The following is a 26,343-nucleotide window of genomic DNA, read 5'->3' on the forward strand; positions in this document are numbered from 1 at the left end:
TAACGATGTTCGCTAGGACTGTTTCTGTTCTTTTTCCGTTGATGATTCTTGCGGGCGCTCGAATGTCGCTTCATTTACCGGAGTCACGTCTTGATCATCCCGACTGAAATCCGGTTCTGTGGGTGTATTGCCTGGATCTGAATCAATCAAACCGTTTTGGTTCGTATTGGTTTTTGTAGGGCTAGATCTATGGCTAAAAGAGTCTGGCATGATTTTTTCGCAATTAGTGTATCCCTCTATTCAATTAAGGTTTAGAGAAGCAAAATCTGTCGGAAGAAGGGTTAGTGTAAAGTTTCGTATCTATCCTGAATTCGCCTTTTGGGCCGGAGGGACTAACCCAACTACAGAGGGTAGGTCATTGGGCGCACGGCATAGTAGAGGAACCTAGAGATGAACAGTGATGACTAGTTCCATGTTTCAGCCGCGCACCCTTCTCCAGCACGTGAATCCGTTCTTAACTCAGTTCAAAACAGACCTGTGGGAGTTTGGTAATCTAGCTTGGCTATTTGCAATCATCGATCGCACCATCACTGCCTTTATCAACGGTCTCCCTTCTGCCGTTGATCTAGCGCAGATTTTTATGGTGAGTGTTCTTGCATTTGGCTGGCTGATTCTTAGCCCCGATTCCGATACGATGGCGTTAAAGCTGTACGATCGCTTCCAGCCCGTATTTTCGCAGCCTCCATCGGCTCCAGATCTCCCAACCATTGAGCGATTACAGCGATTCGGCTATCAGCAATCATTCCCGTGGCGCGGTTGGAAAGTGCATCACACCGTTTTTCCGAATCCGAAAAGCCAAGTCCCTCTGATCTTTGTGCATGGTTTTGGCGGCTCGATCGGGCATTGGCGGCAAAATATGTCTGCGCTATCGAAGGATCACAGTGTTTACGCTTTGGATTTATTAGGATTCGGCGCGTCGGATAAACCTGACATTCGCTACTCGATCGATTTGTGGGTCGATCAGGTTTATGAGTTTTGGCGCTCTTGCATTGGTCAAGGCAAGCCTGTGATCTTAGTGGGAAATTCGATCGGGTCGCTGGTTTGCTCCGTTGCAGCCGCAAGACATCCTGAAATGGTGCGGGGTGTGGCAATGATCAGCTTGCCGGATACCGCAAGTCATCATGAGACGATGCCTGCTGTGATGCGCCCGATCGTGCAGTTCCTTCAAACGATCTTCATTTCTTCTTGGCTGCTGTACCCCTTGTTTCATGTGCTGCGTCATCCTCAAGTGATTCGTCGCTGGGTCGCGGTCGCTTATGCAGGCAAAGAAGCCATTACCGATGAACTGCTCGAAATCTTGACGAAGCCAGCGCGTGAACGCGATTCAGCCCGCGCCTTCTGTGCGATTCTCAAAGCAATGGTGCACCCCAAGTTTAGTCCGAGTGTGCGATCGATTCTCAGCAACATTCGCACTCCGGTTCTACTTTTGTGGGGCAAGCAAGACCGCATGATTCCGGCTGCTTCTGCGCGTCAATTCCTTAAATACAATCCCAACTTGCAGCTTGTTGAATTAGACAATGCGGGACACTGCGCCCATGATGAATGTCCAGAGCGCGTCAATGCTGAATTAGTGAATTGGATTCAAAGCGAAATTATCAATCCAGCCCCCCGCACAAAAATCCTGATTCACGGAGCTTAGGCACGATAAAATCAAACTGATTACTTGGTTCAGTGGAACCTTTGGGAGTGGGGAAATGGCGCTAATTGTTCAGAAATATGGGGGAACATCGGTCGGAACGGTCGAACGGATTCAAGCAGTTGCACAACGAGTCAAAAAAACGGTTGAAGCTGGCAATTCTGTAGTTGTGGTCGTTTCGGCAATGGGAAAAACCACAGACGGCTTAGTGAAATTGGCAACTGAAATCTCGGCAATGCCGAACCGTCGCGAGATGGATATGCTGTTATCGACCGGAGAACAAGTGTCGATCGCGCTTCTAAGTATGGCACTCCAAGAAGCCGGACAGCCGGCGATTTCGATGACCGGCGCTCAAGTTGGGATTATCACCGAAGCGCACCACACCCGCGCCCGCATTCTGAAAATTGAAACCGATCGCATCGAGCGCCATTTACAACGCGGAGAAGTGGTGGTCGTTGCTGGATTCCAAGGCATCAGCAGCACCGAAAACTGGGAGATTACAACCCTCGGACGCGGCGGGTCGGATACTTCTGCGGTGGCGTTAGCGGCAGCATTAAAGGCAGATTTCTGCGAAATTTACACAGATGTTCCCGGTATTCTGACGGCTGATCCGCGCTTGGTCGAAGATGCTCAACTGATGAGCGAAATTACTTGTGATGAAATGCTAGAGCTTGCTAGCTTAGGCGCGAAAGTTCTGCATCCTCGTGCCGTTGAGATTGCGCGAAACTATGGAATGCCGCTGGTGGTGCGATCGAGTTGGACAGATGATCCGGGCACTTGGGTACGCTCTCCGCAACCGCAATCGCGATCGCTCGAAGGCTTGGAAATTGCGCGTCCGGTGGATGCGGTTGAATTCGATACGGATCAAGCGAAGGTGGCTCTGCTGCGGGTTCCCGATCGTCCGGGTGTGGCAGCAAAATTATTCGGTGAAATTTCCAGTCAGAAACTCGATGTTGATCTGATTATTCAATCGATTCACGAAGGCAATTCTAATGATATTGCTTTCACGGTTGTCAAAAATTCTCTCACTCGTGCCGAAGCCGTTGCCAATGCAATCATTCCAGCATTAACCGCAGGATATTCGCTCTCAGCGGAACTCGCTCCGGACGTGATGATTCAGCAAAAGATCGCGAAAGTGACGATCGCGGGTGCAGGCATGATCGGTCGTCCGGGTGTTGCCGCGCAGATGTTCTCAACTTTAGCGGATGCAGGCATCAACATTCAGATGATCTCAACCTCTGAGGTCAAAGTCAGTTGTGTGGTTGATGAGGCGGATTGCGATCGCGCGATCTCTGCACTTTGCAAAGTCTTCGAGATCTCACAATCGGGAATCAAATCGCCTGTTGCGATCGTGCCCAATTCCGCTGCAGTCCGAGGCGTGGCGCTCGATCTGAAGCAAGCACAGGTCGCCGTTCGCCACATTCCCGATCGTCCCGGTATGGCAGCGAAGATCTTCCAACTGCTGGCAGGGCAAAATATCAGCGTTGACATGATTATTCAGTCGCAGCGATGCCGCATGATTGATGGCGTGATGACGCGGGATATTGCGTTTACTGTGGCGCAAATGGACGCGGAGAATGCAAGACAAGCGCTGGAAGCCGCGCGATCGGAGATTGGGTATGGGGAAGTCGTGGTCGATAGCGCGATCGCCAAAGTCAGCATTGTGGGTTCAGGCATGGTGGGACAACCGGGAATCGCGGCGCGAATGTTTGAATCGCTTTATCAGCACAAAATTAACATTCAGATGATTGCAACCTCTGAGATTAAAGTCAGTTGTGTTGTGGCAGAAGATCAAGGTGTGATGGCACTGCAAGCGATTCACGCAGCATTTGACTTGGCGGGAACCGAGCGGATTCAGGTGTCTGCTTAGTTCTTTAGAATGCAAGCGGTATCTAGCACAGTCACATTATTGGGAGATGCGATCGCACATTTCCCAATAATGTTCTGCATCGCCGGAACTCGACCTGCCTTTAATGTGGCGATCGCACTGCTGACATTCGGCTCAAACAATCGAAACCAGCGATAACTTCTCAAATAATCGGGTGCAAACGCATTGGCATCGAGTAACCAATGTGTGAGTTTGTATTGTTGAATCAACTGTTTGGCAGGTTCTAAGCTTTCACTATATTGAGCCTCGATTAAGTCGATCGCCCGTTTTCTCATCGGCAAGTAGTAGCCCAAATGAAACGGAACCGCATACTCTTGTGCAGTGAGCGTCGATCGTAAAGACATCATCGGTAAATTATTACCATCTTCACCGAGATAAGCCGTTAGCGTCGATTTCGGAGTTGTCTTGAGAAACTCATACAATGCTGGGTGCTTACCAGCGACATAGCCTGTATTGGGAAAATCGCGCCAAGCCAAATGCGGATAGAGCAGCATCGCACCACTAAGAACAATCAGCGCTCCAATTCTCCAAGACTTCAACCGATTAAGCCCGATCGCAATCACAATTCCCGCCGCGATCGCCATCGCAATTCGCCAGCTATGCGTCGTGTAGCGGCTGGGAAAATGCAGCTTCACAAACAGGGCATGAGCCAGGAAAAACCCGATCAATCCGGTGCCTGCAAGCTGCGGCAACAAAATCCAATCCGGCTTTAACGCTTGCAATTGGGAAAAGCGATCGCGATAACGTACCAGCAACGGCAACACTAACCCCAGTCCAATCAGCGGCGGATTAAACGAAATCTGGAATCCGCTATCGGTGCCATCAAACCAGAACCGCAGCGGATTCGGATGAAAAAACGGCAACCGTCCTCCAGGCTGAAATTCTGGCATCAATCGTGCCTGAGCCGCATTCACAGTCGGCGCAAACTCCGACTGACTCAACACATACGGCAACAACAGCGCGATCGTCACTCCTAAAATGATCCATTCCATCCGCTCCGATCGTCGCTTCAACAATCCCCACGCCCCGCGCACCCCAAGCCACAGCCCGATCAACACCGCCGCCAGCGGACAGACTAATCCCATGATTGCAACACAAAGCGCCATCGCAAGCCAAGCACGTTTGACGAAATAGTACAGAAACGCAGTCAGCAACAGCGCCCAAAACGATCGCGGCGAAGCCGAAGCCAAATCATCGCGCTGCCAACAACTTTGCAACAAAATCACACTGCTGAAAAATCCAGCGATCGGCACCGGAAATAATGCCAGCGTCAACCGATAGCCGTACCACACCAGCAGCAAACTCAACCCCGCAGGCAGCAATTTACTCATCAACACAGGTGCAAGTCCAAGCTGCGTCCCGATCCAATACAGCATCCCCAATCCCCCAGGGGTGACGGAATGAAAATACTTTGCCATCCAATCCTTCGGAAACACTTCCGGATCGACAAATCGCTGCATCCCAATCAAGTAAACCCGCGCATCATCTTGAATGACGATCGGGGCTGAAAATGCCTCCCGCATCGCCAATCCCGCATAAAATACCGCAATTCCCCAGCTCAAATACAGCCAGAGAACCGAAAGATCTTTGCGAGAACCTTGAGCCTTCATGCCGCGTTACCCTGTATTGCCCTCCTCACAATACTGGACGATCGACCCACAATTATTCAGATCACCGGATAAATTAAGCACCTAAAGTTTTGAAGAGAGGTTTAAGCATCAAAGCTTCATAAGAGGTTTTAATAAAGTTCTCCGTACAATTGCTGACAAGGGTTCGGTTTTTACCGATAAAAGGATGGAGCGCTGCCTTTGGCGATGACGCTCTACCCGTAATCCCTTTCTTAATTTTTTAACTTTATGGCTGGCATTACCCAACTCCAGAAACCAGAATACGTATACTTTGGCGGGAAAATTTCCCGTTGGGAAGACGCAAATTTTCACATCTCTAGTGAAGCAGTGTTACGCGGTCTAAATGTCTTTGAAGGTCTAAAAGGCTATTGGCAACCCGACGGACGGTTTGGAATTGTGGCCATGCGGCGACATTACGAGCGCTTGCGTCGATCGGCAAAAATCCTCTACATCCCGTTCGACATGAACTATGAGGAATTTGAGAAAGCACATCACGATTTGGTGAAACTTCTCTATCAGCGCGATCGCAATATGTGGATTCGCTCCACTCTCTACGGAGATGAAGGTTTCTGGGGAGAAGGTAGCACGAGCAACCTAGTTCTGACTGCCTACCACACCCCAACGAAGCGCCCCGATCCGATCGATCTCGGTGTGACTCCATGGAAACGCGGCACCGATTTAGCGCTGCCTTGTCGCGTCAAGACCAGCACGAACTATCAAGTTGCTCGCTTGGTGAAGATCGAAGGACGCGATCGGGGTTACTCGGACATGATTATTCTCAACCAAGCTGGACGAGTTGCGGAAACTACGCAGACCTGCGTATTAGTGGTACGGGATGGTAAAGTCTTCACGCCACCCACTTGGGAAGGAGCGCTGGAAAGTATCACGGTTGACATCATTGAAAGCCTGTGTAAATCGATGGGAATTCCGTTTGAGCGTCGCCCGATCGAGCGCACCGAGCTTTTGATTGCGGATGAAGTTGCGCTGGCGGGAACGCTGGCAGAAATCACCCCTGTTCGCTCGATTGAAACGACTCAGTACGGCGAAACTCCGATTATCAATGCGATTAGCGATCGCTTTTTCGATGCAGCTTTAGGAATCGATCCGCACCCTGCGGTTGATTTTTCATTTGTTCCAGCTCAGCGTAAAACTGCATTTGCGTCGATCGAATGCACAGGTGCAGCGTGAGATTGATAGCAGTTTCCTGAGTCCAGTGTGAAAGTAGGGGGATAGGGCAAAATTTACGCCCTTTCTTCCTCCAGCACTTTTATAAATCAGTTGGACAGCAGAATTAGCATCATTCAACGAATTAGAGGCACGTTTTTTTTGTATGCTGAGTCAGCTAGACGGATTTAAGCCGATCATTAGGACTCAGATGGCATGTCGATCGTAAAAGTTCTGATTATTGCAGAAGAACCCTGGATTACGCTTGATCTCAAATATCGTTTGCAGCGCTTGGGATATAAAACTATCGTTGCATCCAAATCGTTGACCTTACAGGATGTGATCGATGCTGAGCAACCAGATCTGGTGTTGCTAGAAAAGCAAAAAGTTGAGAGTGAAACAGTTGGCGCGATCGAAGCGGCTGATCTACCTATCATTTGCTTCAACGCAGAAAGCCAGCCGTTTGAAATTCCGATCGATCTGCCCTGTCTGGCTTATCCCTATCAAGAGAACCTGCTCGACGCAGCGATTCGCGCAAACTTGCGTCACCACCGCATCCAAACCCAGTTAGCCCAGCAGTTAAGCGACAACCAGAAACAAATCGAGCTTTTGCATACCGTTGAACATGAACTCCGCGATCCGCTTAGCTCCCTGCTAATTACCTTAGATTGGATCGAGCTAATGGAACAAGCAGAACAGTCGCCCCAATCGCTGCAAAAGCTCGATCACTTAGCCCTGGCGCGAAACTCGGTACAACATATCGCTGAGCTGCTCGATCGTACTTCGCTGGTTTGCCGTTGTCAGGCTGGAAAACTGTCTTGGGAACCCGTTTGGATTGATTTAGGTGAATTTTGCCAAGACTTAATTGCTGAGATTGAGCAGCTATACAGTAATGCAAACATTGATTTTGTTTGTCTATCTGCTCACCCAATGATCGAGTTTGATGAAATGACGCTACGACAGATTCTTAGCAATTTACTGACCAATGCAGTGAAATATTCACAGGACAGTAGCCCGATCTATTTAAGCCTGACTCGCAATACTAATCATGTGATCTTCCAAGTTCAGGATCGCGGGATTGGAATTTCGGAAGCCGATCGAGCGCTAATTTTTACCCCCCTGTACCGTGGATCAAATGTTAAAGAGATTCCAGGGACAGGTATGGGATTGGCGATCGTGCATCAATTGGTGTCAGCCGCTAGAGGCAGCGTCACCGTTGAGAGCACACCGACGGTCGGCAGTACCTTCACGGTGACACTCCCACTGTCTTTATGAAAAAGTCTCATGAAAAAAGCCTTTGCAACTCTGCAAAGGCTGAATGAAAAATTAGATTGAACAGTCTACGCGGCGATCGTCACAGGTACTTCTGCACGACGAATAACCACTTGCTGATCTTCATCGACATCCGCGATCGCGGTATCTCCCGATTGAATTTGTCCCGCTAAGAAGGCTTCCGCCAAACTATCTTCAAGCAACCTAGAAATTGCACGACGCAACGGACGCGCGCCATAGCTGGGGTTGTAACCATCTACCACGACGCGCTCCTTGAAGCAATCGCTGACTTCGAGAGTAATGCCTTGCTCTGCAATTCGGACTGCGGCTTCTTGAATCATCAAGTCGGCAATCTGAACCACTTCGCTGCGAGTCAACTGACGGAAGACAATAATCTCATCGACACGGTTGAGAAACTCCGGTCGGAAATATTGCTTCAACTCGTCGTTGACTAAAGTGCGGATGCGATTGTACTGAGCTGACTCAGCCGAACCGCCACTAAACTCAAAGCCTAAGCCACTGCCACCTTTCTCGATCACTTTCGAGCCTAAGTTCGAGGTCATAATCACGAGCGTGTTCTTGAAGCTGACAGTACGACCTTTAGCATCCGTGAGCCGCCCATCATCTAAAAGTTGCAGCATCATGTTGAACACATCCGGGTGAGCTTTTTCGACTTCATCGAACAGAATCACCGTGTACGGATTACGGCGAACGGCTTCAGTCAGTTGTCCACCTTCGTCATACCCGATATATCCAGGAGGCGAACCGATCAGCTTAGAAACCGTGTGCGATTCCATGTACTCAGACATATCGAGGCGAATCATCGCATCTTCAGAACCAAATACCGCTGCTGCTAGAGCTTTCGCAAGTTCCGTTTTACCGACTCCGGTAGGCCCTGAGAAAATGAACGACGCGATCGGACGATTCGGATCTTGCAGCCCAACCCGCGATCGCTTCACGGCTCTCGCTACGGCAGTCACAGCTTCATCTTGTCCAATTACTCGCTGATGCAGCACTTCATCTAAGTGCAACAACATCGCAGATTCAGATTCAGTCAGCTTGCTCACCGGAATGTTCATCCAGGAAGAAATCACCTGCGCGATATCCTCTTCATTCACAGTCGGAAGCTCAGAGGTCGGAACATCTGTCGCTAATTGCCGTTCGAGTTCGATTTCTCGATCGCGCAATTGACCCGCTTTATCAAAGTCCTGAGCCGCTACGGTCGCTTGCTTTTCTTTCTGAACCTGCCGCAGTTCTTTCTTCAGCGCTTTTAATGCTGGATTAGTATTCCGCAACCGCACCAAAGAACCTGCTTCGTCGATTAAGTCGATCGCTTTATCCGGCATGAATCGATCGGTAATATAGCGATCGGCTAGCTTCGCTGCCGCTTCGACCGCTGCATCTTCGATTTGCAATTGATGGTGCTGCTCGTAACGCTCGCGCAATCCGCGCAAGATGTCGATCGTTTCTTCGACCGTCGGTTCTCCCACCATGACAGGCTGGAATCGCCGTTCTAGCGCTGCATCTTTCTCAATATGCTGGCGATATTCATCCAGCGTCGTCGCACCGATACATTGGAGTGCGCCCCGTGCTAGAGCGGGCTTCATCAAGTTTGCAGCATCCATTCCGCCGCCGGTCGAGCCTGCACCCACTAGCGTATGAATTTCATCAATCACCAAAATAATGTTGCCGGACTGCTGCACTTCATCGAGGATCTGCTTCATTCGTTCCTCAAACTCACCCCGGAAGCGCGTTCCTGCCAACAATGAACCCATATCAAGCTGCACCACTTGCTTACCTTGCAGCAAGTCGGGAACCGCTTGATCATAAATGCGTTGAGCTAATCCTTCGGCGATCGCGGTCTTACCGACTCCAGGTTCACCCACTAAAACAGGATTGTTCTTCGAGCGGCGACCCAGGATTTGAATCACGCGATCGAGTTCTTTTTGCCGTCCGATCATCGGATCGAGCTTACCTTCTGCGGCTCTTTGCGTCAGATCGGTGCCAAACTCATTCAGCGCAGGCGTTTTATTAGAAGATGCCGCTTTGCGGGGAGCGGCGGGCTTCGTTGCACCGACAAGTTCAGTTTGAGCGAGATCGACTTCAGCGCGAATCTCGTCTAGATTCAAGTTCAACTGCTTCAGTACCTTAATCGCGACACCCTGGTTATCGTCGATCAAGGACAACAGAATATGCTCCGATCGCACATAGCGCATTCCCATCATCTGGGCTTGTTGCAGCGCACGTTCAAGAATTTGGCGCGTTTTGGGCGTAAAGGGAAGTTCTCCAAACGACGAGCCAGATCCGCGACCGACAATTTTTTCCACTTCTGAGCGCCCAGCTTCGAGTGCGGCTCCCAGCTTATTTAAAACCAATGCTGCGATCGTGTCATCCTGTCTGAGCAAGCCCAGCAAAATCGCTTCTGTTCCCACGGCGTTTTGCCGAAGCCGACGGGCTTCTTCCTGAGCAAACATGATGGTCTCAATCGCCTGATCGGTGAAGTATTCAAACATCGGGCTTTCTCCACTATGCGAGGTCTGTGCTGTCGCCTTGTAAAGGGTTGTGCAGCAACAGAGAGCTACAAACTAAGTTAGTTGTAAACTTTCCTGTAGTTCTTTCACCCACTCTAGCGGGGGAATCTTGATCGCAGCGAGGGAGGATAACCGTCAAAAAGCAGAGACAACCGTACTAGGTCGGGAGATGGAGAGGAGCGAGTAGAAAAGATGATTTCTCTTCTCGCTTTCAGGCACGATCGTCTTCGGAGATGTCGGTTTCTTCGGGTTTAGTCAAGCCTTCTTTGAAGTTACGAAGGGTTTTACCAAACGTTCCACCCAGTTCAGGAATTTTCTTTGGGCCAAAAATCAGTAGGGCAACGGCGCAGATGACTCCGATTTCGACCCAGCCCAAGTTAAACATAATGTCTCTCCGATGCAATGTTTTTAATGTAGCGGTTTAGGGGACAGGTTTGATACGGGATTGATAGAGTTTGCGTGAGAATTGCCGCTTCGTTTAGGGCGATTGTGCCCCATTTGGGGCTTATCGCTGCGCGACTCCATCTTCTCTCGCGGCGCGTTGAACCGCTGCTGCAACCACGGTCGCCACTCGTTGATCAAACACCGAAGGAACGATGTGTTCACGATCGAGATCTTCCGTCTTAATCAAAGACGCGATTGCCAGCGCTGCTTGTAAATACATATTTGTAGTAAAGGCAGAAGCCCGACAATCCAGCGCACCCCGGAACACACCCGGAAACGCCAGCACATTATTAATTTGATTCGGATAGTCGCTGCGTCCGGTTGCCATCACGGCTACATCGTCTTTCACCAGTTCGGGCTGAATTTCGGGGATCGGATTCGCCATTGCAAAGACGATCGGATTAGTTGCCATCGCCCGCACCATTTCAGGCGTAACTACTCCAGGCGCACTCACTCCTAAAAAGACATCTGCTCCCTTCATCGCGTCGGCAAGCTTTCCAGATTGTTCGACCGCAAAGGCGCGTTTTTGATCGTTTAAGTCGGCACGATCGAGCGAAAGAATCCCTTTTGAGTCACACATCACAATCCGGTTTGCCCCGTTCTTTTTCAGAAGAGTGGCGATCGCCACTCCGGCTGCTCCTGCCCCGTTAATCACAATCTGCACCTCTGACATGGCTTTTTTAACTAATTTCAACGCATTCGTCAAAGCAGCAAGGGTGACGATCGCGGTTCCATGCTGGTCGTCGTGAAACACTGGAATATTTAATTCTTGCTGAAGTCGCGCCTCAATTTCAAAACAGCGAGGAGCCGCAATATCTTCCAGATTCACACCCCCAAACACCGGAGCAATTCGCTTCACTGTTTCCACGATTTCATCCGTGTCTTGAGTCGCCAAACAAATCGGAAACGCATCAATTTCTCCGAACTCCTTAAATAACATCGCCTTGCCTTCCATCACCGGCATCGATGCTTCCGCCCCCAGATTTCCCAAGCCCAAAACCGCACTGCCATCCGTGACGATCGCCACCATATTTTGCTTGATTGTCAGTTCGTAAACTCGATTCGGGTCTTGCGCGATCGCCGTACAAATCCGCCCCACACCGGGAGTGTACGCCATCGCGAGATCTGCCTGCCCTCGGAGGGGAATCTTACTAACAACACTGATTTTGCCGCCCCGGTGCAGCGTGAAGGTGCGATCATACACTTCCAGCACTTTAATATGAGGCAATTGTTTGACCGCCTGCACGATCGTTTCTGCGTGTTCGGTGCTGGCAGCATCGACTGTAATATCACGCATCGAAATATCCCGCGATTGTTCGATCAGATCAATCTGCCCCAAACTACCACCGCGCGCCGAAATCACTTGAATCACACTAGCAAGCATTCCCGGACGATTGGGAACCTGAAACCGAATCGTCAAGCTAAAACTGGAATTGGGAGTAAGAAGGTCTGACATGAGTAAAATCTGGGTGATTTGCGACTCGGCAAATCTTACCGCACTTGAGGGTCAGGAATTGTAAAAAGCGAACGACTAGGACTAGAACCCATGCCAAGTTTGTACACCGAAATCGATATTCGTGCAGCACGATCGCAAGTGTGGCAAATTCTCATTGCCAAAGAGCGCTGGAAATATTGGAATACCTTTTTATATGACTGTGATCCCTCACTGCCGTTTATTCAGGGGCGCGATGTTGCGCTCTCGCTGCTGCGCGTACCAGGAGAAGAAGAAATTCAATTTCGCCCGATCGTCACATTGGTTCAGCCTGATTACTGTCTTAAGTGGCTCTCAACGATTCCAGGTTTGCGAAACGAGCACGTTTTAGAGCTTCAGGACGTGGGCGTGAATCAAACGCGGTTTTTCTATCGACAGAATTTCTCTGGTACGCTGGCTCGGTTTTTGATGCCTTTTATTCGGCAGGATGAGCGCCAAGGCATTCAGCGAATGGCATGGGAACTGAAGCAGTACGCCGAGCATCAGAGCAAATCTGCTCTGTTCAACCGCTGAGGAGACGATCGCGCTGTGTTCTCGCTTCTAGAAAGTTCGGGTTAAAGCTGAGCGCAGTATCGAAAGACGCGATCGCCTGCTGCTGCTGTCCAATGCGGCTCAGAACGATACCGCGCCTGTACCAAACTTTGTCGCTTTCGGGATTGAGAGCCAGGGCTTGATCGTAGCTGTCGATCGCGCACTGAAGCAGTCCCAATTGATAGAGGGCGTTTCCTTGACTGTGCCAACCTTCATCGAGGTCAGGGCGGATCTTCAACACCTGCTCATAGCTCTTCAAAGCTTCCTTGTAGCGTCCTAAACGGTAAAGCAGATTGCCTTGATTGTAGTGAGCCGCAGAGAAATAAGGGCGCAAGATGAGGGCGCGGTTGTAGCTCTCGATCGCGTCCTCGAAGCGCTTCAGGTGCGTCAACACGATGCCTCGGTTGTACCAAGCTTTGGGATAACTGGGCTTGAGTTTTAGGGTTTCTTCGTAGCTGTAGAGAGCTTCGTAGATTGATCCGATCTTGAGTAAAGCGTTACCACGGTTGTACCAGACCTTGTAATTTGTGCCGCGAAGCTTGAGGGCTTGATCGTAGCAAGCGATCGCCTCCGCATGACGCTCAAGCTTAGAGAGCGCCACGCCTTGTAAATTCCAGGCGAGTTCGTGATCCGGCTTGAGCAAAATTGATTCTTTAAAGCTAGCGATCGCGCTGTCGTATTGCCGTAGTTGATAAAAAACTTTCCCGCGCTCAAACCAAGCGATCGCTGCACTCGGCTGCTGCTGCAAAAGCTGATCGAGTGCAGCGATCGCCTCGTCGTAGATTCCCGCTTTGCTAAATTGCTGCGCTTGTTGAAGGTAAATTTCAGACTGAGGATCAACAGGATCGGTCATAACAAACTAGAACGCAATGCCCGATTTAGTATGGACAGCAAAAATGCTCAACCCCCTGCTTCTCCAAAAGAAAAGCAGATGAGCCTAACCAGTTCTCATCTGCTTTCGCAATGCTTGAGGATGCAGCTGCTTTAGACTTTGAGCGGCTCTTCTTGAAGCGATCGCGCGATCGGCGTTTCGACGGGGGGTGAGGTCGTATTGGTAATCAATCGCGCTCCCCGTCCGCGAGTGATGTAGCTCCAAGTCCAGTGAATCATCACGACAAGCTTGTTATTAAACTCGATCAGGAAGTAGATGTGAGCCACAATCCAGATAAACCAAGCAATGAAACCAGACAAGTGAATTCCACCCAGGTTGGCAACGGCGGCATTCTGCCCGATCACCGCAAGGCTACCGAAATCTTTGTAGCTAAATGCAGAGAGCGATCGACCTTGTAATCTTGCTTGAATCAGTCTGGCAACGTATTTGCCTTCCTGCATGGCCACAGGTGCAACTCCTGGATAAGGCTTGCCTTCAGGATCGGCACAGTGCGCCAAATCGCCAATGATAAAGACATTCGGATGGTTCGGAACGCTTAAGTCTGAATTGACCATGACGCGACCCACCCGATCGAGCGATGCGCCTGTGCGCTCAGAAATCACGCGGCCGACACCAGATGCTTTCACCCCTGCTGCCCACAGAATCGTTTTTGCCGAGATCGTTTCGCACTGGTCGTTGTATTCGATCTTCAGCGTTTCGCCCTCGATCTGCGTCACTTTGGTTTTGGTCAGTACCGTAACACCCAATTTTGTCAGCGATTCTGCTGCTTTTGCAGACAGCTCAGCCGGGTAAGGCGGCAGTACGCGATCTAACCCTTCGATTAATAAAATCCGGGCTTCGGTCGTATCAATGCTGCGGAAATCGTGCTTGAGCGTATTGTTTGCCAGTTCGGCGATCGCGCCTGCTAACTCAACGCCCGTTGGGCCGCCGCCGACCACGACAAAGGTAAGGAGCGCTCTACGCTTTTCGGGATCGGTTTCTTTTTCTGCTGCCTCAAATGCCATGAAGATCCGGCGGCGCATTTCGATCGCGTCTTCCACGGTTTTTAAGCCGGGTGCGGTATCTTTCCACTGGTCATTGCCGAAGTAGTGATGGCTGACTCCAGTGGCAACGATTAGCGAGTCGTAAGGAATTAATCCCTGATTTGTCTTGACGTGCTGAGTTTCGGGATCGATGTCGATCGCTTCTTCCATGAGCACTTTGGCGTTTTTCTGACGGCTGAGGATCGAGCGCAGAGGCGCAGAAATGTCAGAAGGAGAGAGGCTTCCGGTAGCAACTTGGTAGAGGAGCGGCTGGAATAGATGGAAATTACGTTTATCAATCAGGGTCACATCAATATCAGCGCGGTTGAGATTTTGAGCAGCATATAAGCCCCCAAATCCACCTCCGATAATGACCACACGATGCTTGGGCAGGTTCGTCACTGGTTCCATAGGTTGTCAACAATGCTTATGTGGGCAGGCAAGGCTAGGAAGAATGCACTCGAACGGATAAAGCAGTCCGAAAAGCCAAGTGATAGGGTGATAACGTTCAACTCATCGATCTCGGTTCCTCGCTCCTCGTTCAAAAATGCCCGATCTCTACTTCAGTGTACTTAGCCTGATCGTAAATTTGTGACAGATTGTAACCGAATTTGGAAGATTTTACTATAGCGTCATAATTTGCTGATATTTGAGCGACTTTCTTCATCTCTAATTTGTGCTTTCGGTAGGTGCAGGACAAATTCAGGAGTATCTATTGCGATCGCTTAGCGTTCTAAGAATCGCTTATCTTCTGACTAATCAATAAATCCTGTTATTTTCATGGATTGTGTCGCGGGTGGATGAGGCCAAATTAGAGCGACTTTTATCGGAACATGATCCATTTAAGAAGTAGTAATGAGAGTGGAGAGTAGGGCGTAGAAATCTTTCTTGATCCCCCACTCTCATTACTACTCCCCACATTTGTCTAGAATAATCGCAGTCCCTCGATCTCTTTTTGCATGACTCAACCGCCGCTGCCCCCTCGCCGATCGCAAACCATGCTTGGCAATCTTACGCAAGCCGTGAAAACGTTGACGCGGATCAATTTCTCTAAGCTGAAGTTGAGACCGAATGCGCGTGTCCCGGAGTTGTTGGTGCAGGATGCAGATGCGCCGAAAGCGCAGGTCTTTCCGCTGCTGGGCGATCGCTATTCGGTGGGACGCAGCTCTAAATCCTGCGATATCGTGGTTCGCAATCCGGTGGTCAGCCAGGTTCATGCGGTAATCAAGCGCGATCGCAAACGGAAATTCTTGGGACTGCCGACGCGATCGAGATTTATGATTCGCGATGAAGGCTCAACGAATGGGCTGTATCGCGGCAAGCGCAAGCTGAAGTCAAAGATTCTCTACAATGGCGATATTGTGAGCTTAGGGCCACCTGAACTTGCTGCCTCCGTCCGTCTTCAATATAAAGACCCGCTGCCGTGGTATCTCAAAGCGGTGCGCTACGGTTTGTTCGGGATTAGTGGCGTGACCGCCCTAACTGCATTTGTCATTGGAATCGAATGGCAGCGATTTTCGGTCTATCCCTTACCGGAATCGGTGCAAGGCCCTGTGGTGATCAATTCACGGGATGGACAGCCGTTGCGAACCCCTAGAACCGATCGCCACATTGAAGTGGAAAACCTTTCAGGATTTTCGCCTTATCTCCCTAATGCAGTGATGGCTTCTGAAGACTCGCGGTTCTTCTGGCATTTGGGGGTTGACCCGATCGGGACTGCCCGTGCGCTATTTACCAATGTTCGAGGCGGTGAGATCCGAGAAGGAGGCAGTACGCTCACACAGCAGCTTGCCAGAAGCGTTTTGCCGGATTATGTCGGGCGACAAGATTCCGCAGGGCGCAAACTTCGAGAAGCGATCGTAGCCCTCAAGCTCGAAACGGTCTATAGCAAAAATTTCATATTAAGAACGTATCTCAATCGCGTCTATCTTGGTAGCGGAATTTATGGCTTTGAGGATGCCGCTCAGTTTTACTTTGGAAAATCGTCAAAAGATCTCAATCTCTCGGAAGCAGCAACGTTAGTGGGAATTCTGCCCGCACCAAATAGCTTTAATCCGGTAACAAACTACAAAGCGGCGATCGAATATCGCGATCGTGTCCTAGAACGGATGGCGCAGCAGGGCATGGTGGCACAAGAAGAAGCTGATCGCGCCCGACGATCGCGGATTGAGATCAGCCCCAGAGCTAGACAGGAACTGCAAAGCGCGATCGCTCCTTATTTTTACAGTGCAGTCTTTGATGAGCTTGAATCTTTACTCGGTGGCAGTCTTGCGAGTGAAGGGAATTTTATTGTCGAAACAGGACTCGATCGCCAAATGCAAGCGAGAGCTGAAACTAATTTGAGAAATAGTGTGGCGACAAGCGGCGCAAGCGCAAATTACTCACAGGGTGCGGTTGTGACGATCGACGCGAAAACAGGCGAAATTCTAGCCATGGCTGGAGGAGTTGATTATCAACAAAGCCAGTTCAACCGAGTGACGCAAGCTCTGCGGCAGCCCGGATCGACGTTTAAAATCTTTGCTTATGCGGCTGCGATCGAGCAGGGCATTTCTCCTGGAACGAGCTATTCTTGTGCGCCCTTGAACTGGGGCGGACAGACATTTGCAGGGTGCGGGGGCGGAGCGGCAGATTTTTACACCGGAGTCGCGCAGTCGTTAAACGCCGTTGCGCTCAGAGTGGCTCAAGATGTGGGATTAGACAAAGTGGTGCAAATGGCGCAGCGCATGGGTGTAAAGTCCACTCTCAAAGCGGTTCCGGGGCTGGTCTTGGGGCAAAGCGAAGTCACTCCACTAGAAATGACGAGTGCTTTTGGAGTGCTGGCAAATCAAGGAGTACGAAACCGTCCTCATACGATTAAGCGCATTCTGGATAGTGGAGACTGTAAAAATCGCCAAGACATCAATACTTGCCGTGTGATTTATCAGGCCGATCAAGATGGCGAGAATAATCAAAAGGTGATTGCGCCGGAAGTTGCGAATACGATGACGACGCTGCTGCAAGGAGTCGTACGATCGGGAACCGGACGCGGTGCCGCGATCGGGCTGGGTGAAGCCGGGAAAACGGGAACGACCAACGACAATAAAGATCTGTGGTTTATTGGCTATGTTCCGAGTCAAACGATCGTCACTGGTGTTTGGTTGGGCAATGACAATAATGCGCCCACGGATGGAAACAGTGGGCTTGCGGCGAAACTTTGGGGTGATTATATGCGGCAAGTTGTGCGGCAATAGGGCAATCAATATTAAGTCGCTATTTCTACTGACGTGATCCGACGGTATGGCAGATCGCGTGTCTTATCTCAGTTCTGGTAAGAAGAATAGGGGCTTCGATCGATCACTACCCGGTTTCATTTATAACCAGTGATTATACGGTAAGGCGGACTTCTATCTCAGGATAGATTGTCCTAAAGCTCTGTGAAACCTTTAATAATCTCAGAATTCAACCTCTGTATACAAGGGTCTGGCATCGCCACATGACAAAAACATCGGTGCAACTACGGGAATTTTCTACTACGGCAACTGCCGCAGCCTCTGATTCCGAGAGCGGACTCTGCTCTCTATTCGCTACAATTCCACCGGAGAGAATTGGTCTAAATGGTGAATATGATCATCATGGTTTAGTCAAGCGGGTGTGGCAGGCGCTTAGGGTTCGCTTTTCTGCTAGAGATCTTGAGAAATTGAGGGTCATGCAGCGAGGAAAAGTCGTTATTTTCCTGGGGAGCGTTGCATCGTTGGAAGTGTTGAAGCACTTTGTTTCGATCGCGCGAGAAATCGAAGGCGCGATCGATGTGGAGACGCACGGCGTTCGGATCAAGTAATCTCGAACTCAACACCGTAGTCTAGGCGCAAATTGCAAGTATCGTGATCCACAAGGTTGGTATCACTGAGTTCGAGATTGTAGAAATCAACGATCTCATCGTCGAAGTAGGGGCCAGCGTGCCAGGTGCCGATCTCTAGTTTGATGAAGCAGTTTCCTGGAATGCGGAAAGCTCTAAGATCCGAGAGCGCTGGACTCACGCTTTCACCTGGAGGCGCAACCACGATCAGCCATTCTTTGCCTTCTAGGGAACCGAGGCACTGAGTGCACTGCTGATGGCGCGTGATTTTGTGGAATTTCCGCCCGCGATGCTGGAGTCGCATAATGTAGAAGCGGGGAATTCCCTCTTCAAGATAGAGCTGAGCATCATCTCGATCGAAGCCTTTCCCGTCAGGTGAGGCTTGAATCAGTTGTCCAAAGGGACGAAAGGCTTCAGCGGTGATGGGTTGGGCTTGAATTGAGCGAATTGTTGACGGTTGCATGAAAATCTCTCCTGTGGTTCATCGTGAACCTTTCTTCCGGTTGACGATCGTTTTCTAAATTCTTTCTAGGATTCATGAGTTACTTCAATTTTGAGGATATGACTCATGAATAGATTAAAGCTAGTGTTAAAAGAATTTCGTCTCGCTGTATTAGCAATTCTACTGTTTGCAGTTCTGTTGCTTGCCCCGATGCAAGTCGCTCACGCGGCAGCAGATCCGTCTTATTCTCCAGGTGCGCCAGATAGCCCGAATAAGAAAGAAAAAACTCTGTACGAAGGTCGTCGGGTGGTGAGTGCAGAGGAGCAACCTGGAACTCAGAACTTGATGGGCAAGATCAAGCAAGATTTACAAAGTGACACCAGCGATCGCCCCAAAACCACCGGAGAATGGAACCGCGAAGCTCGTGAAACTTCCGGTAACTTGGGCGAACGTCTGAACCGCATTGGGAAAGAAACAGGCGAAGCGGTGAAAGATTTCGGACAAATGTATCCGGATACCGCAGAGCGTAGCGGTGATGCCCTGCAAGACAGCCTGAATCGATCGAACTAATTTAATTTTGTTTCAACAGGATGTTGACCATAGTAGGGGAGCGCTTCTGACCAATGGGGGCGCTCCCCTTTTTTCCAATTGATGAGCGCGATCGCGCTTATCCCCTCAACATAGCGTCCTTGATGCGGCTCCGCTTCAACTCGGAAATCAATCGATTGTTTTATTTGCTCCCATTCTGGGGCGGTCATCACGGCATCAGGTTGCATGACCTTTAATGTTTCATCGCGCTGATAGATTGCAGTATAAAGTTCACCTCGCTGCGCCGGCATTTGCACGGCGATCGTGCCACGGTACCCCGATTGAAGCGCGATCGCTGCTAAACTCGACACTCCAAATAATGGAATTTCTAGCTGTTGTGCAAGCGTTCGGGCGGCAACAACACCGATACGAGTGCCAGTAAATCCACCTGGGCCGATGGCGACAGCAAGAAAAGCAAGATCTTGCCAAGATTGAGGTTTGAGAAATTCGGTGAGGTGAACGTGCAGCGAACTCGATAATTCACGTCCTAAATTTTGAACGGACGATCGCTGATTGCCCTCAAAATCTGAAATCATCAATCCCAAATCAGGACTACTGGTGTGAATGGCTAAAGCATAAAGTGACATAGCTTAGAGCGACATAACTTAGAGTGACATAACTTAGTTTCGATTAATTTGTACCGAATAACAGAGACGATCGCCGCGTGAGATGGATTTACCGTGTACGATCGCACAATTCCCTTCGATATAAGCAGTGTGCTGATAAACGATGAGCGGATGTCCCAGGGGCACTTCTAATTGCTCACTGGTTTCGTCATCTGCTTGTGTACATTCAATCACAGCATCAAGCTTCTCTGTAAAAATTCCATGCTTCTCAAGCACGGTGAGGCTGAGTTGCTGCTTAAGATCTTCCGCATAAATCTCCCCTAGCTCTGGAACAATGTAAGTAATATCAACACAGCCCGGAACCCCATTGAATAGCAATACTTTCTTTTGAAAGTAGGCGATCGACACCGCCAAGATTTCCTGAACATCCTGCGGAACGGTAACTAATTCAAACACTAACGTCCGAACTGTGATCGTTACGCCTTGCTGCGCCATATCTGCTTCGAGCAACAATGGACTCGATAAAGAATGCGTGACTTTCTGCTGACTGGCGACGAACGCCCCCTTCCCTTGCTGCACGACGACTAAACCCTGCTGCATCAGATTTGCGATCGCTCGTCTTGCTGTAATCCGGCTGACTTCAAACTCCGACATTAATTGATGCTCACTCGGTAGTTGATCTCCGGGTTTATACTGACCGCTAACCATACGATCGCGTAGTTGTTTGGAGATTATCGCGTGTAGAGGAGTTCCCATGATTTAGTAGCATTCATTACAGAGTTTTGGTGATATATTGCTATTCTTGCTTGTTATAACAAGTTCAGCTTAATGGTAGGAAAAAGACGATGACTTCATCCATTTCTGAGTCTAACTTGATTGAATCCGAGTCAAAGCGCTACACACCTCTCAGTAGCGAAGCTTTGAAAGCGTTGAATACGCGATCGACCCTGAAGGGGCTGCTTCAACTTTTTGGACATTTAGCGATCTTAGGCATTAGCGGTTATCTTTGGGGCACGAATTTAGGACACAATTGGGCAATTGCAATTCCCGCCGTGATTGTTTACGGGTTTGGGTTTGCTGCGATGTTTGCTCCAATGCACGAGTGTTCACACCGGACTGCATTCGAGAACAACTTGTTGAATGATGTCGTTTGCTGGATCGCAGGTCTCTTATCTTTTTACAATGGTGCGTTCTACCGTCGCTATCACAAATGGCATCATCGCTACACCCAACTGATTGACAAAGACCCAGAACTTGGCGATCCGCTTCCTCAAACTTTAGTAGACTATCTCATTACTATGAGCGGTATTACTTGGTGGTGGGGCAAGCTGAAAACGCATTTTCGCGTTGCTTTGGGACAGTTAGAGGATTATCCCTACATCTCGGAAGAAGCTCGTGCGGGTGTAATGCTTTCAGTCCGATCGCAGTTAGCCGTGTATGCGATTGCGATCGCGGTTTCAATCTATGCTCATCAGCCTTGGTTTGTCGTCTATTGGGTGCTGCCGTTAGCCGTTGGACAGCCGATTCTGCGGATGATTCTGTTGTCGGAACATACCGGATGCACCCATGATGACAATCCGTTTACGAACACTCGATCGACCAAAACCCTATTTCCGCTTCAGTTTTTGATGTGGAATATGCCCTTTCATGCAGAACACCATCTTTATCCCTCAATTCCGTTTCATCAACTTCCCGCAGCACACCAACAGTTAAGAGAGCAGTTCACCTTCAAAGATCAAGGCTATGTTGAAGTGAACTACAACTTTGCAAAAGAGCTAGTATGACCCAATCTGCAAGTTGTTTTACGCTGAAAAACTTCCCGTTGTACTGTGGTGCAACCTTGCCCGAAGCGCAGATCGTCTATCAAACCTACGGGACGTTGAACCACGATCGTACCAATGCCATTCTCTACCCCACTTCATACGGAGCGCAGCACACCGATATCGATTGGTTAATCCGCCCCGACGGAATCTTAGATCCAAGCGAATGGTTCATTATCATTCCGAATATGCTGGGCAATGGTCTATCAACCTCGCCCAGCAATAGTGATGTTGGTTTAGAAGAACAAGGCTTTTGGTTTAGTCACTTTGACAATGTTCGTGCACAGCAACAGCTACTTCAGGAATTCTTTCAGATTGAACAACTTGCCCTGATCTATGGTTGGTCAATGGGCGCACAGCAGGCGTACCACTGGGGAGCGCTTTATCCCGATCGTGTGTTACGCATTGCTGCCCTCTGCGGTACGGCTCGAACCACCGATCACAATCGCATCTTTCTGCAAAGCTTACGAACTGCACTGACGGCTGACCCAGCTTGGACAGGAACGCGATTTGAAACAGTGCCCGATCGTGGATTTCGAGCCTTTGCCCGCATTTATGCAAGTTGGGCGGCTTCCCAGGCTTTCTATCGAGAGGGTTGCTACTATCAGCTTGGATATAGTTCGCTGGAGGACTACATCACGCGATTTTGGGAAATGAACTACCGCAAGCGCAACCCGCACAATCTTTTAGCCATGATTGATACTTGGCTGCATTGCGATGTCAGCGACAATCCAATCTACCAGGGAAATTACCTTGCGGCGATGAGTGCGATTCAGGCAAAAACATTTGTAATGCCTGCAACAACAGATTTGTACTTTACACCGGAAGATTGTGCAGCAGAAGCTGCTCTCTTGTCGAATGCAGAATATTATGCAATCGACTCGATCTGGGGTCATCGAGCGGGCAACCCCTATGACAATCCCAACGACGCAGCCTTTATCCGATCGCATATTCAAACCCTACTCCAGCACTCATTATGACGACGCTTTCCCAAATCGCTCAATCTCAAGGGATTCGCTACTTTCTGATTTCGTTTACGGATTTGTTTGGGGTGGCGCGATCGAAGCTCGTTCCGACTGAAAGCATTGATCAAATGGCAATCAGCGGAGCCGGATTTGCAGGCTTTGCCGCTTGGTTAGACATGACTCCCGCAGATCCAGATATTTTAGCCATTCCCGATCCATCCAGCTTAATTCAACTGCCTTGGCAACCCGAAGTGGCTTGGTTAGCTGCGGATTTGCACACCATTACCGGAGAGCCTTTAGAGCAAGCGCCGCGTGTTGTTTTAAAGCGAGTTCTACAACAGGCACAAGACCTCGGATACCGAGTGCGAACGGGCGTAGAATGCGAGTATTTCTTGCTCAGTCCAGAGGGTGAACAGATTGCAGATGGGCGCGATCGCCAAAGCAAGCCTTGTTACGATCAACAGTCTTTAATGCGTCAATATGAGGTCATTCGCGAAATCTGCGATGCGATGTTAGGACTCGGATGGGGCGCATATCAGAATGATCACGAAGACGGAAACGGGCAGTTCGAGATGAACTGGATGTATGCGGATGCGTTAGTGACGGCAGATCGACAAGCGTTCTTCAAATACATGGTCAAATCGATCGCAGAAAAGCATGGACTCCGAGCCACTTTCATGCCAAAACCGTTCGCCCATCTTACCGGGAATGGTTGCCACACCCATGTTTCACTCTGGGACAATGCCGGACAGGAAAATCTCTTCTACGACCCGCAAGGCGAGTTAGGACTGTCCCAACTCGGTTATCAATTCATCGCGGGTGTGCTGCATTCGGCTGAAGCCCTCTGCGCCATCACGAATCCAACCGTCAACTCTTACAAACGCATTAATGCACCTGTCACACTCTCCGGTGCAACTTGGTCTCCGAACACAGCGAGCTACAGTGGCAACAATCGCACACATACGATTCGCATTCCCGACGCTGGACGCTTTGAATTCCGTTTAGCCGATGGTGCAGCGAATCCTTATCTATTACCAGCCGCATTAATTGCAGCCGGATTAGATGGCATCGTTCAAAAACGTGATCCGGGCGTTAGACGCGATAACAATAGCTATACTGATCCGCTACCCGTGGGTGAAGCAACACCGTTACCTAAGAATCTACTCGACGCTCTGCGGTGTTTAGCATCGAATGAAATGATTACTCGATCGCTGGGTAAACCATTCGCCACTGCTTATCTCAAGCTCAAACACCAAGAATGGAATCAATTTACGAGTTGCGTCACGCCTTGGGAACTGGAAAACACTTTAGATTGCTAATTGCATTGATTGGGGCCAGCTTTTATCTGACCCTTTTATGTTTGCATCGAAATCAGCGTCTTCAAATCTTCAATCAGGCTGGTGAAAAATCTTGCTGCATCGACTTCGGTGGCAACCCAAGCATTTGCAGGTTGCTTTGCAAGATTACGATCGTCGATCAATGTTTGTCCTCGTGTCCATTCTCCCCGCGTTTCGATCTGCACTCTTGCCCGTTTCCACATCATTGTTTCTGGGTAAAACAAGTACCCTAGAGTTGCCGCATCATGCACAAGAAACCCTGAGATTCCATTTGTTTCTCGATACTCTAAGGCAGTACCAATCATGAACTCACAAAGACTGATCAAAAATTGTGCTAATTCACTGTGTGGATTGCTTTGAACGATCGACTGTGCCACTTCTCTCGTAAAGATCAGTCGTCGCGTAATATCGAGCGGAGTGATCACCAAATCACAACGACTATTCAGCACAATCTCTGCTGCTTCTGGATCAAACCAGACATTAAATTCTGCATGAGAAGTAATGTTGCCGGGACAGCTAAATGCACCGCCCATGATGATAATTTCCTTTGCTTTTCTGAGAACACCGGAGGCTTTTTTCTCTGCGGCTGCGAGATTTGTGAGTGGCGCGATCGCGACGATCGTAATTTCCCCAGGCATCGCATTCAATCGATCAATTAGAAGATCATCAGAGTGCCGAGCCATTTCATAGCTGTGAATCGCATCGGGAAGTTGCGAGGATAAATTACCCATGCCATCGTTACCGTGAATGTGTGAAGCATCATTGGGGGAATGAGCGATCGTAACTCCCCGCCCCACTTCCACCTCTGCCAATCCCCCTAAGCCTAGAATTCGACTTGCACTAGAAAATGTCTTTTCAGTCGAGACATTGCCGCCTGCAGTCGTGACCGCAATCAATTCTGCTAAACCTTGTTTCGCGAAACTTTGCAGCCAAAGCAGCACAAAAATATCATCGCCACCCGGATCGGTATCGAGAATGATTTTGGGAATGTTTGAAGATACGGGCATGATGATTGAACTCGATGATCACCTGAATTCTACTGTTAGCCTGCGAATTAGGGATTGGAATGGGTTTGCTCTATAGTTAGTGCAACTCGATACGATCGAGGGGGGCGACGTTAAGATTCAGTCTCTAAGTGAATTGGAATCGATCAATTAAGCACTACACCCGCTCATCCGAATGTTAAGAATCTTGAGAAACCTCAGATCCGTGTCACCCTTCACAGGTACATTCACAAATGGAATCATCTAACGAATAGGAAACTTTTCTTATGACAGGTTCATACGCAGCTTCATATCTGCCCTGGATTCTCATTCCCGTCGTGACCTGGTTAGTTCCCACGGTCGTCTTCGGTTTGTTGTTCTTGTACATCGAGCGCGAAGATCCAAGCGGCATCTAGCCTCTAGTTCCAAACGCATTAGCATACAAAAGCCGTCCAACATAACCCATTGGACGGCTTTTCCTATTTGAACGGTTCGATCTGCTTATAGCGACGAACCAATGCTGGTATAGGAACCGTAAAAGAACAGTCCCAAAACACCGATTGCACCCAAGCCTGCAACCGTTGCCACAAGCCACAAGGGAATTCTTCCACCAGTTTGCACAGTCTTATCCTCCTAACTCAAATGAAACAGAGTATCTAGTTGAAGAAATAGCTAGAGAACAAAATCCCCAGCGTGAAAATTAGCAAAAGACCCAAATAAAGCGAAGTCCGATTCAGCTCAACGGGCTGCTTGTTTGGGTTTGGAGAACCTTTAATTCCTGCCACAGTTCAAGCTCCTATCGTTGAATAAATTGCATTGAAGCGATCGCGCCAATGAAGAAGATCGCTGGAACTGCCAAAGTATGCACTGCTAACCAGCGAACGGTAAAAATCGGATATGAAATCGGTTCGTTCGGAGTGTTGCTTGTCATTGTTTTATAACCTCGTAGAACTAAAAACTACTTGCCAACTTGCGAGGCAAACTTATCAACCTGCTGCTTTGCTTCGGAGCGGTTGCTGACGATCGGCAACTGCTCTTGACGGGCAGTGGGATAGTATTCATTCGGGCGAGGCGTACCAAAAACGTCGTATGCCAAACCTGTGCTGACGAACAACCAACCTGCAATAAACAATGCAGGAATCGTGATGCTGTGAATCACCCAATAGCGAATGCTTGTAATAATGTCCCCAAACGGACGCTCACCAGTAGTACCTGCCATGTATTAGCTCTCTCCAGAAGTCAACGAACAAAAGCCTTATCTGTATCATACGGGACGGGAGATACCCTCACAAGGGAATCTGTGAAAT

The 26,343-nt window shown here is 49.4% G+C and carries 27 protein-coding genes; 12 read left to right on the forward strand and 15 right to left on the reverse strand.

Annotated features, from left to right (window positions below):
• Positions 1-12: 12 nt before the first annotated feature.
• Positions 13-210 (reverse strand): hypothetical protein, encoded by a 198-nt coding sequence (locus NC981_RS09375; RefSeq protein ID WP_348242583.1) that lies wholly within the window; start codon positions 208-210, stop codon positions 13-15.
• Between the two features lie 190 nt (positions 211-400).
• On the opposite strand from NC981_RS09375, the gene NC981_RS09380 reads away from it, so the two are divergent.
• Positions 401-1,639, forward strand: coding sequence for an alpha/beta fold hydrolase (locus NC981_RS09380; RefSeq protein WP_348242584.1), 1,239 nt, complete (start codon positions 401-403; stop codon positions 1,637-1,639).
• A 55-nt stretch (positions 1,640-1,694) separates the two neighbouring features.
• On the forward strand, positions 1,695-3,506 hold the full coding sequence (locus NC981_RS09385) for an aspartate kinase (protein WP_348242585.1): 1,812 nt from the start codon (positions 1,695-1,697) through the stop codon (positions 3,504-3,506).
• Here NC981_RS09385 and NC981_RS09390 read toward each other — a convergent pair.
• Positions 3,503-5,134 (reverse strand): hypothetical protein, encoded by a 1,632-nt coding sequence (locus NC981_RS09390; RefSeq protein WP_348242586.1) that lies wholly within the window; start codon positions 5,132-5,134, stop codon positions 3,503-3,505. The two genes, NC981_RS09385 and NC981_RS09390, sit on opposite strands and share 4 nt — an antisense overlap.
• Positions 5,135-5,380: 246 nt before the next feature.
• Between NC981_RS09390 and NC981_RS09395 the strand changes: the two genes are divergently transcribed.
• Positions 5,381-6,340 carry an aminotransferase class IV gene (locus NC981_RS09395; RefSeq protein ID WP_348242587.1) on the forward strand — a complete coding sequence of 320 codons (960 nt, stop codon included), beginning with the start codon at positions 5,381-5,383 and terminating at the stop codon, positions 6,338-6,340.
• Between the two features lie 192 nt (positions 6,341-6,532).
• Complete coding sequence (locus NC981_RS09400; protein ID WP_348242588.1) at positions 6,533-7,591, forward strand: hybrid sensor histidine kinase/response regulator; 1,059 nt, start codon at positions 6,533-6,535, stop codon at positions 7,589-7,591.
• A gap of 65 nt (positions 7,592-7,656) precedes the next feature.
• Here the strand turns inward: NC981_RS09400 and NC981_RS09405 are convergent, their stop codons facing one another.
• The 3 genes from NC981_RS09405 to NC981_RS09415 form a co-directional block, all read right to left on the reverse strand.
• Complete coding sequence (locus NC981_RS09405; protein WP_348242589.1) at positions 7,657-10,101, reverse strand: ATP-dependent Clp protease ATP-binding subunit; 2,445 nt, start codon at positions 10,099-10,101, stop codon at positions 7,657-7,659.
• A 229-nt stretch (positions 10,102-10,330) separates the two neighbouring features.
• A complete protein-coding gene (gene tatA / locus NC981_RS09410) occupies positions 10,331-10,504 on the reverse strand; it encodes a twin-arginine translocase TatA/TatE family subunit (protein WP_190375809.1) in 174 nt (57 codons plus the stop codon).
• 120 nt (positions 10,505-10,624) lie between these two features.
• Positions 10,625-12,019, reverse strand: a complete 1,395-nt coding sequence (locus tag NC981_RS09415) for a malic enzyme-like NAD(P)-binding protein (RefSeq protein ID WP_348242590.1) — start codon at positions 12,017-12,019, stop codon at positions 10,625-10,627.
• 90 nt (positions 12,020-12,109) lie between these two features.
• Between NC981_RS09415 and NC981_RS09420 the strand changes: the two genes are divergently transcribed.
• Entirely contained in the window at positions 12,110-12,568 is a 459-nt protein-coding gene (locus tag NC981_RS09420) for an SRPBCC domain-containing protein (protein ID WP_348242591.1), read from the forward strand.
• Here the strand turns inward: NC981_RS09420 and NC981_RS09425 are convergent.
• Together NC981_RS09425 and NC981_RS09430 are read right to left on the reverse strand one after the other, a co-directional pair.
• The gene (locus NC981_RS09425; protein ID WP_348242592.1) at positions 12,558-13,439 is read right to left on the reverse strand and encodes a tetratricopeptide repeat protein; all 882 of its coding nucleotides are present in this window, start codon (positions 13,437-13,439) and stop codon (positions 12,558-12,560) included. The two genes, NC981_RS09420 and NC981_RS09425, sit on opposite strands and share 11 nt — an antisense overlap.
• 131 nt (positions 13,440-13,570) lie before the next feature.
• The gene (locus NC981_RS09430) at positions 13,571-14,911 is read right to left on the reverse strand and encodes an NAD(P)/FAD-dependent oxidoreductase (protein WP_348242593.1); all 1,341 of its coding nucleotides are present in this window, start codon (positions 14,909-14,911) and stop codon (positions 13,571-13,573) included.
• A 548-nt stretch (positions 14,912-15,459) separates the two neighbouring features.
• Between NC981_RS09430 and NC981_RS09435 the strand changes: the two genes are divergently transcribed.
• Both NC981_RS09435 and NC981_RS09440 read left to right on the forward strand, forming a co-directional pair.
• Positions 15,460-17,730 (forward strand): PBP1A family penicillin-binding protein, encoded by a 2,271-nt coding sequence (locus NC981_RS09435; RefSeq protein WP_348242594.1) that lies wholly within the window; start codon positions 15,460-15,462, stop codon positions 17,728-17,730.
• 242 nt (positions 17,731-17,972) lie between these two features.
• Complete coding sequence (locus NC981_RS09440; RefSeq protein ID WP_348242595.1) at positions 17,973-18,317, forward strand: hypothetical protein; 345 nt, start codon at positions 17,973-17,975, stop codon at positions 18,315-18,317.
• On the opposite strand, the gene NC981_RS09445 is transcribed toward NC981_RS09440, so the two are convergent.
• Positions 18,310-18,798: an ureidoglycolate lyase gene (locus NC981_RS09445; RefSeq protein ID WP_348242596.1), complete on the reverse strand. Its 489-nt coding sequence runs from the start codon at positions 18,796-18,798 to the stop codon at positions 18,310-18,312. The genes NC981_RS09440 and NC981_RS09445 overlap by 8 nt on opposite strands.
• A 105-nt stretch (positions 18,799-18,903) precedes the next feature.
• Between NC981_RS09445 and NC981_RS09450 the strand changes: the two genes are divergently transcribed.
• Positions 18,904-19,347: a hypothetical protein gene (locus NC981_RS09450; RefSeq protein ID WP_348242597.1), complete on the forward strand. Its 444-nt coding sequence runs from the start codon at positions 18,904-18,906 to the stop codon at positions 19,345-19,347.
• Here the strand turns inward: NC981_RS09450 and tsaB are convergent.
• Together tsaB and NC981_RS09460 are read right to left on the reverse strand one after the other, a co-directional pair.
• On the reverse strand, positions 19,344-19,952 hold the full coding sequence (tsaB, locus tag NC981_RS09455) for a tRNA (adenosine(37)-N6)-threonylcarbamoyltransferase complex dimerization subunit type 1 TsaB (protein ID WP_348242598.1): 609 nt from the start codon (positions 19,950-19,952) through the stop codon (positions 19,344-19,346). The two genes, NC981_RS09450 and tsaB, sit on opposite strands and share 4 nt — an antisense overlap.
• A gap of 33 nt (positions 19,953-19,985) precedes the next feature.
• Positions 19,986-20,687, reverse strand: coding sequence for a GntR family transcriptional regulator (locus NC981_RS09460; protein WP_348242599.1), 702 nt, complete (start codon positions 20,685-20,687; stop codon positions 19,986-19,988).
• 89 nt (positions 20,688-20,776) lie between these two features.
• On the opposite strand from NC981_RS09460, the gene NC981_RS09465 reads away from it, so the two are divergent.
• From NC981_RS09465 to glnT, 3 genes are read left to right on the forward strand one after another with little or no spacing between them, the layout of a single operon-like run.
• On the forward strand, positions 20,777-21,715 hold the full coding sequence (locus tag NC981_RS09465) for a fatty acid desaturase family protein (RefSeq protein ID WP_348242600.1): 939 nt from the start codon (positions 20,777-20,779) through the stop codon (positions 21,713-21,715).
• Positions 21,712-22,731, forward strand: coding sequence for an alpha/beta fold hydrolase (locus tag NC981_RS09470; RefSeq protein ID WP_348242601.1), 1,020 nt, complete (start codon positions 21,712-21,714; stop codon positions 22,729-22,731). The genes NC981_RS09465 and NC981_RS09470 overlap by 4 nt, the downstream gene beginning before the upstream one ends.
• On the forward strand, positions 22,728-24,035 hold the full coding sequence (gene glnT / locus NC981_RS09475; protein ID WP_348242602.1) for a type III glutamate--ammonia ligase: 1,308 nt from the start codon (positions 22,728-22,730) through the stop codon (positions 24,033-24,035). The genes NC981_RS09470 and glnT overlap by 4 nt, the downstream gene beginning before the upstream one ends.
• A gap of 35 nt (positions 24,036-24,070) precedes the next feature.
• Here the strand turns inward: glnT and NC981_RS09480 are convergent, their stop codons facing one another.
• A complete protein-coding gene (locus NC981_RS09480) occupies positions 24,071-25,060 on the reverse strand; it encodes a nucleoside hydrolase (protein WP_348242603.1) in 990 nt (329 codons plus the stop codon).
• A 263-nt stretch (positions 25,061-25,323) separates the two neighbouring features.
• Here NC981_RS09480 and NC981_RS09485 point away from each other — a divergent pair, with 263 nt between their 5' ends.
• Positions 25,324-25,452, forward strand: a complete 129-nt coding sequence (locus tag NC981_RS09485) for a photosystem I reaction center subunit VIII (RefSeq protein WP_190375794.1) — start codon at positions 25,324-25,326, stop codon at positions 25,450-25,452.
• Between the two features lie 85 nt (positions 25,453-25,537).
• Here the strand turns inward: NC981_RS09485 and NC981_RS09490 are convergent, their stop codons facing one another.
• Genes NC981_RS09490 through psbE form a run of 4 tightly spaced genes read right to left on the reverse strand, consistent with a single transcriptional unit; the run spans position 25,538 to position 26,255 of the window.
• A complete protein-coding gene (locus NC981_RS09490) occupies positions 25,538-25,657 on the reverse strand; it encodes a photosystem II reaction center protein J (RefSeq protein ID WP_190375793.1) in 120 nt (39 codons plus the stop codon).
• Between the two features lie 35 nt (positions 25,658-25,692).
• Positions 25,693-25,812, reverse strand: coding sequence for a photosystem II reaction center protein L (locus NC981_RS09495; RefSeq protein ID WP_190375828.1), 120 nt, complete (start codon positions 25,810-25,812; stop codon positions 25,693-25,695).
• Between the two features lie 20 nt (positions 25,813-25,832).
• On the reverse strand, positions 25,833-25,967 hold the full coding sequence (psbF, locus tag NC981_RS09500) for a cytochrome b559 subunit beta (RefSeq protein WP_058999377.1): 135 nt from the start codon (positions 25,965-25,967) through the stop codon (positions 25,833-25,835).
• A 27-nt stretch (positions 25,968-25,994) separates the two neighbouring features.
• Complete coding sequence (psbE, locus tag NC981_RS09505; RefSeq protein ID WP_190375792.1) at positions 25,995-26,255, reverse strand: cytochrome b559 subunit alpha; 261 nt, start codon at positions 26,253-26,255, stop codon at positions 25,995-25,997.
• Between the last annotated feature and the right edge of the window lie 88 nt (positions 26,256-26,343).

The organism is Leptolyngbya sp. DQ-M1, from assembly GCF_039962505.1.
GTDB lineage: Bacteria > Cyanobacteriota > Cyanobacteriia > Leptolyngbyales > Leptolyngbyaceae > Leptolyngbya.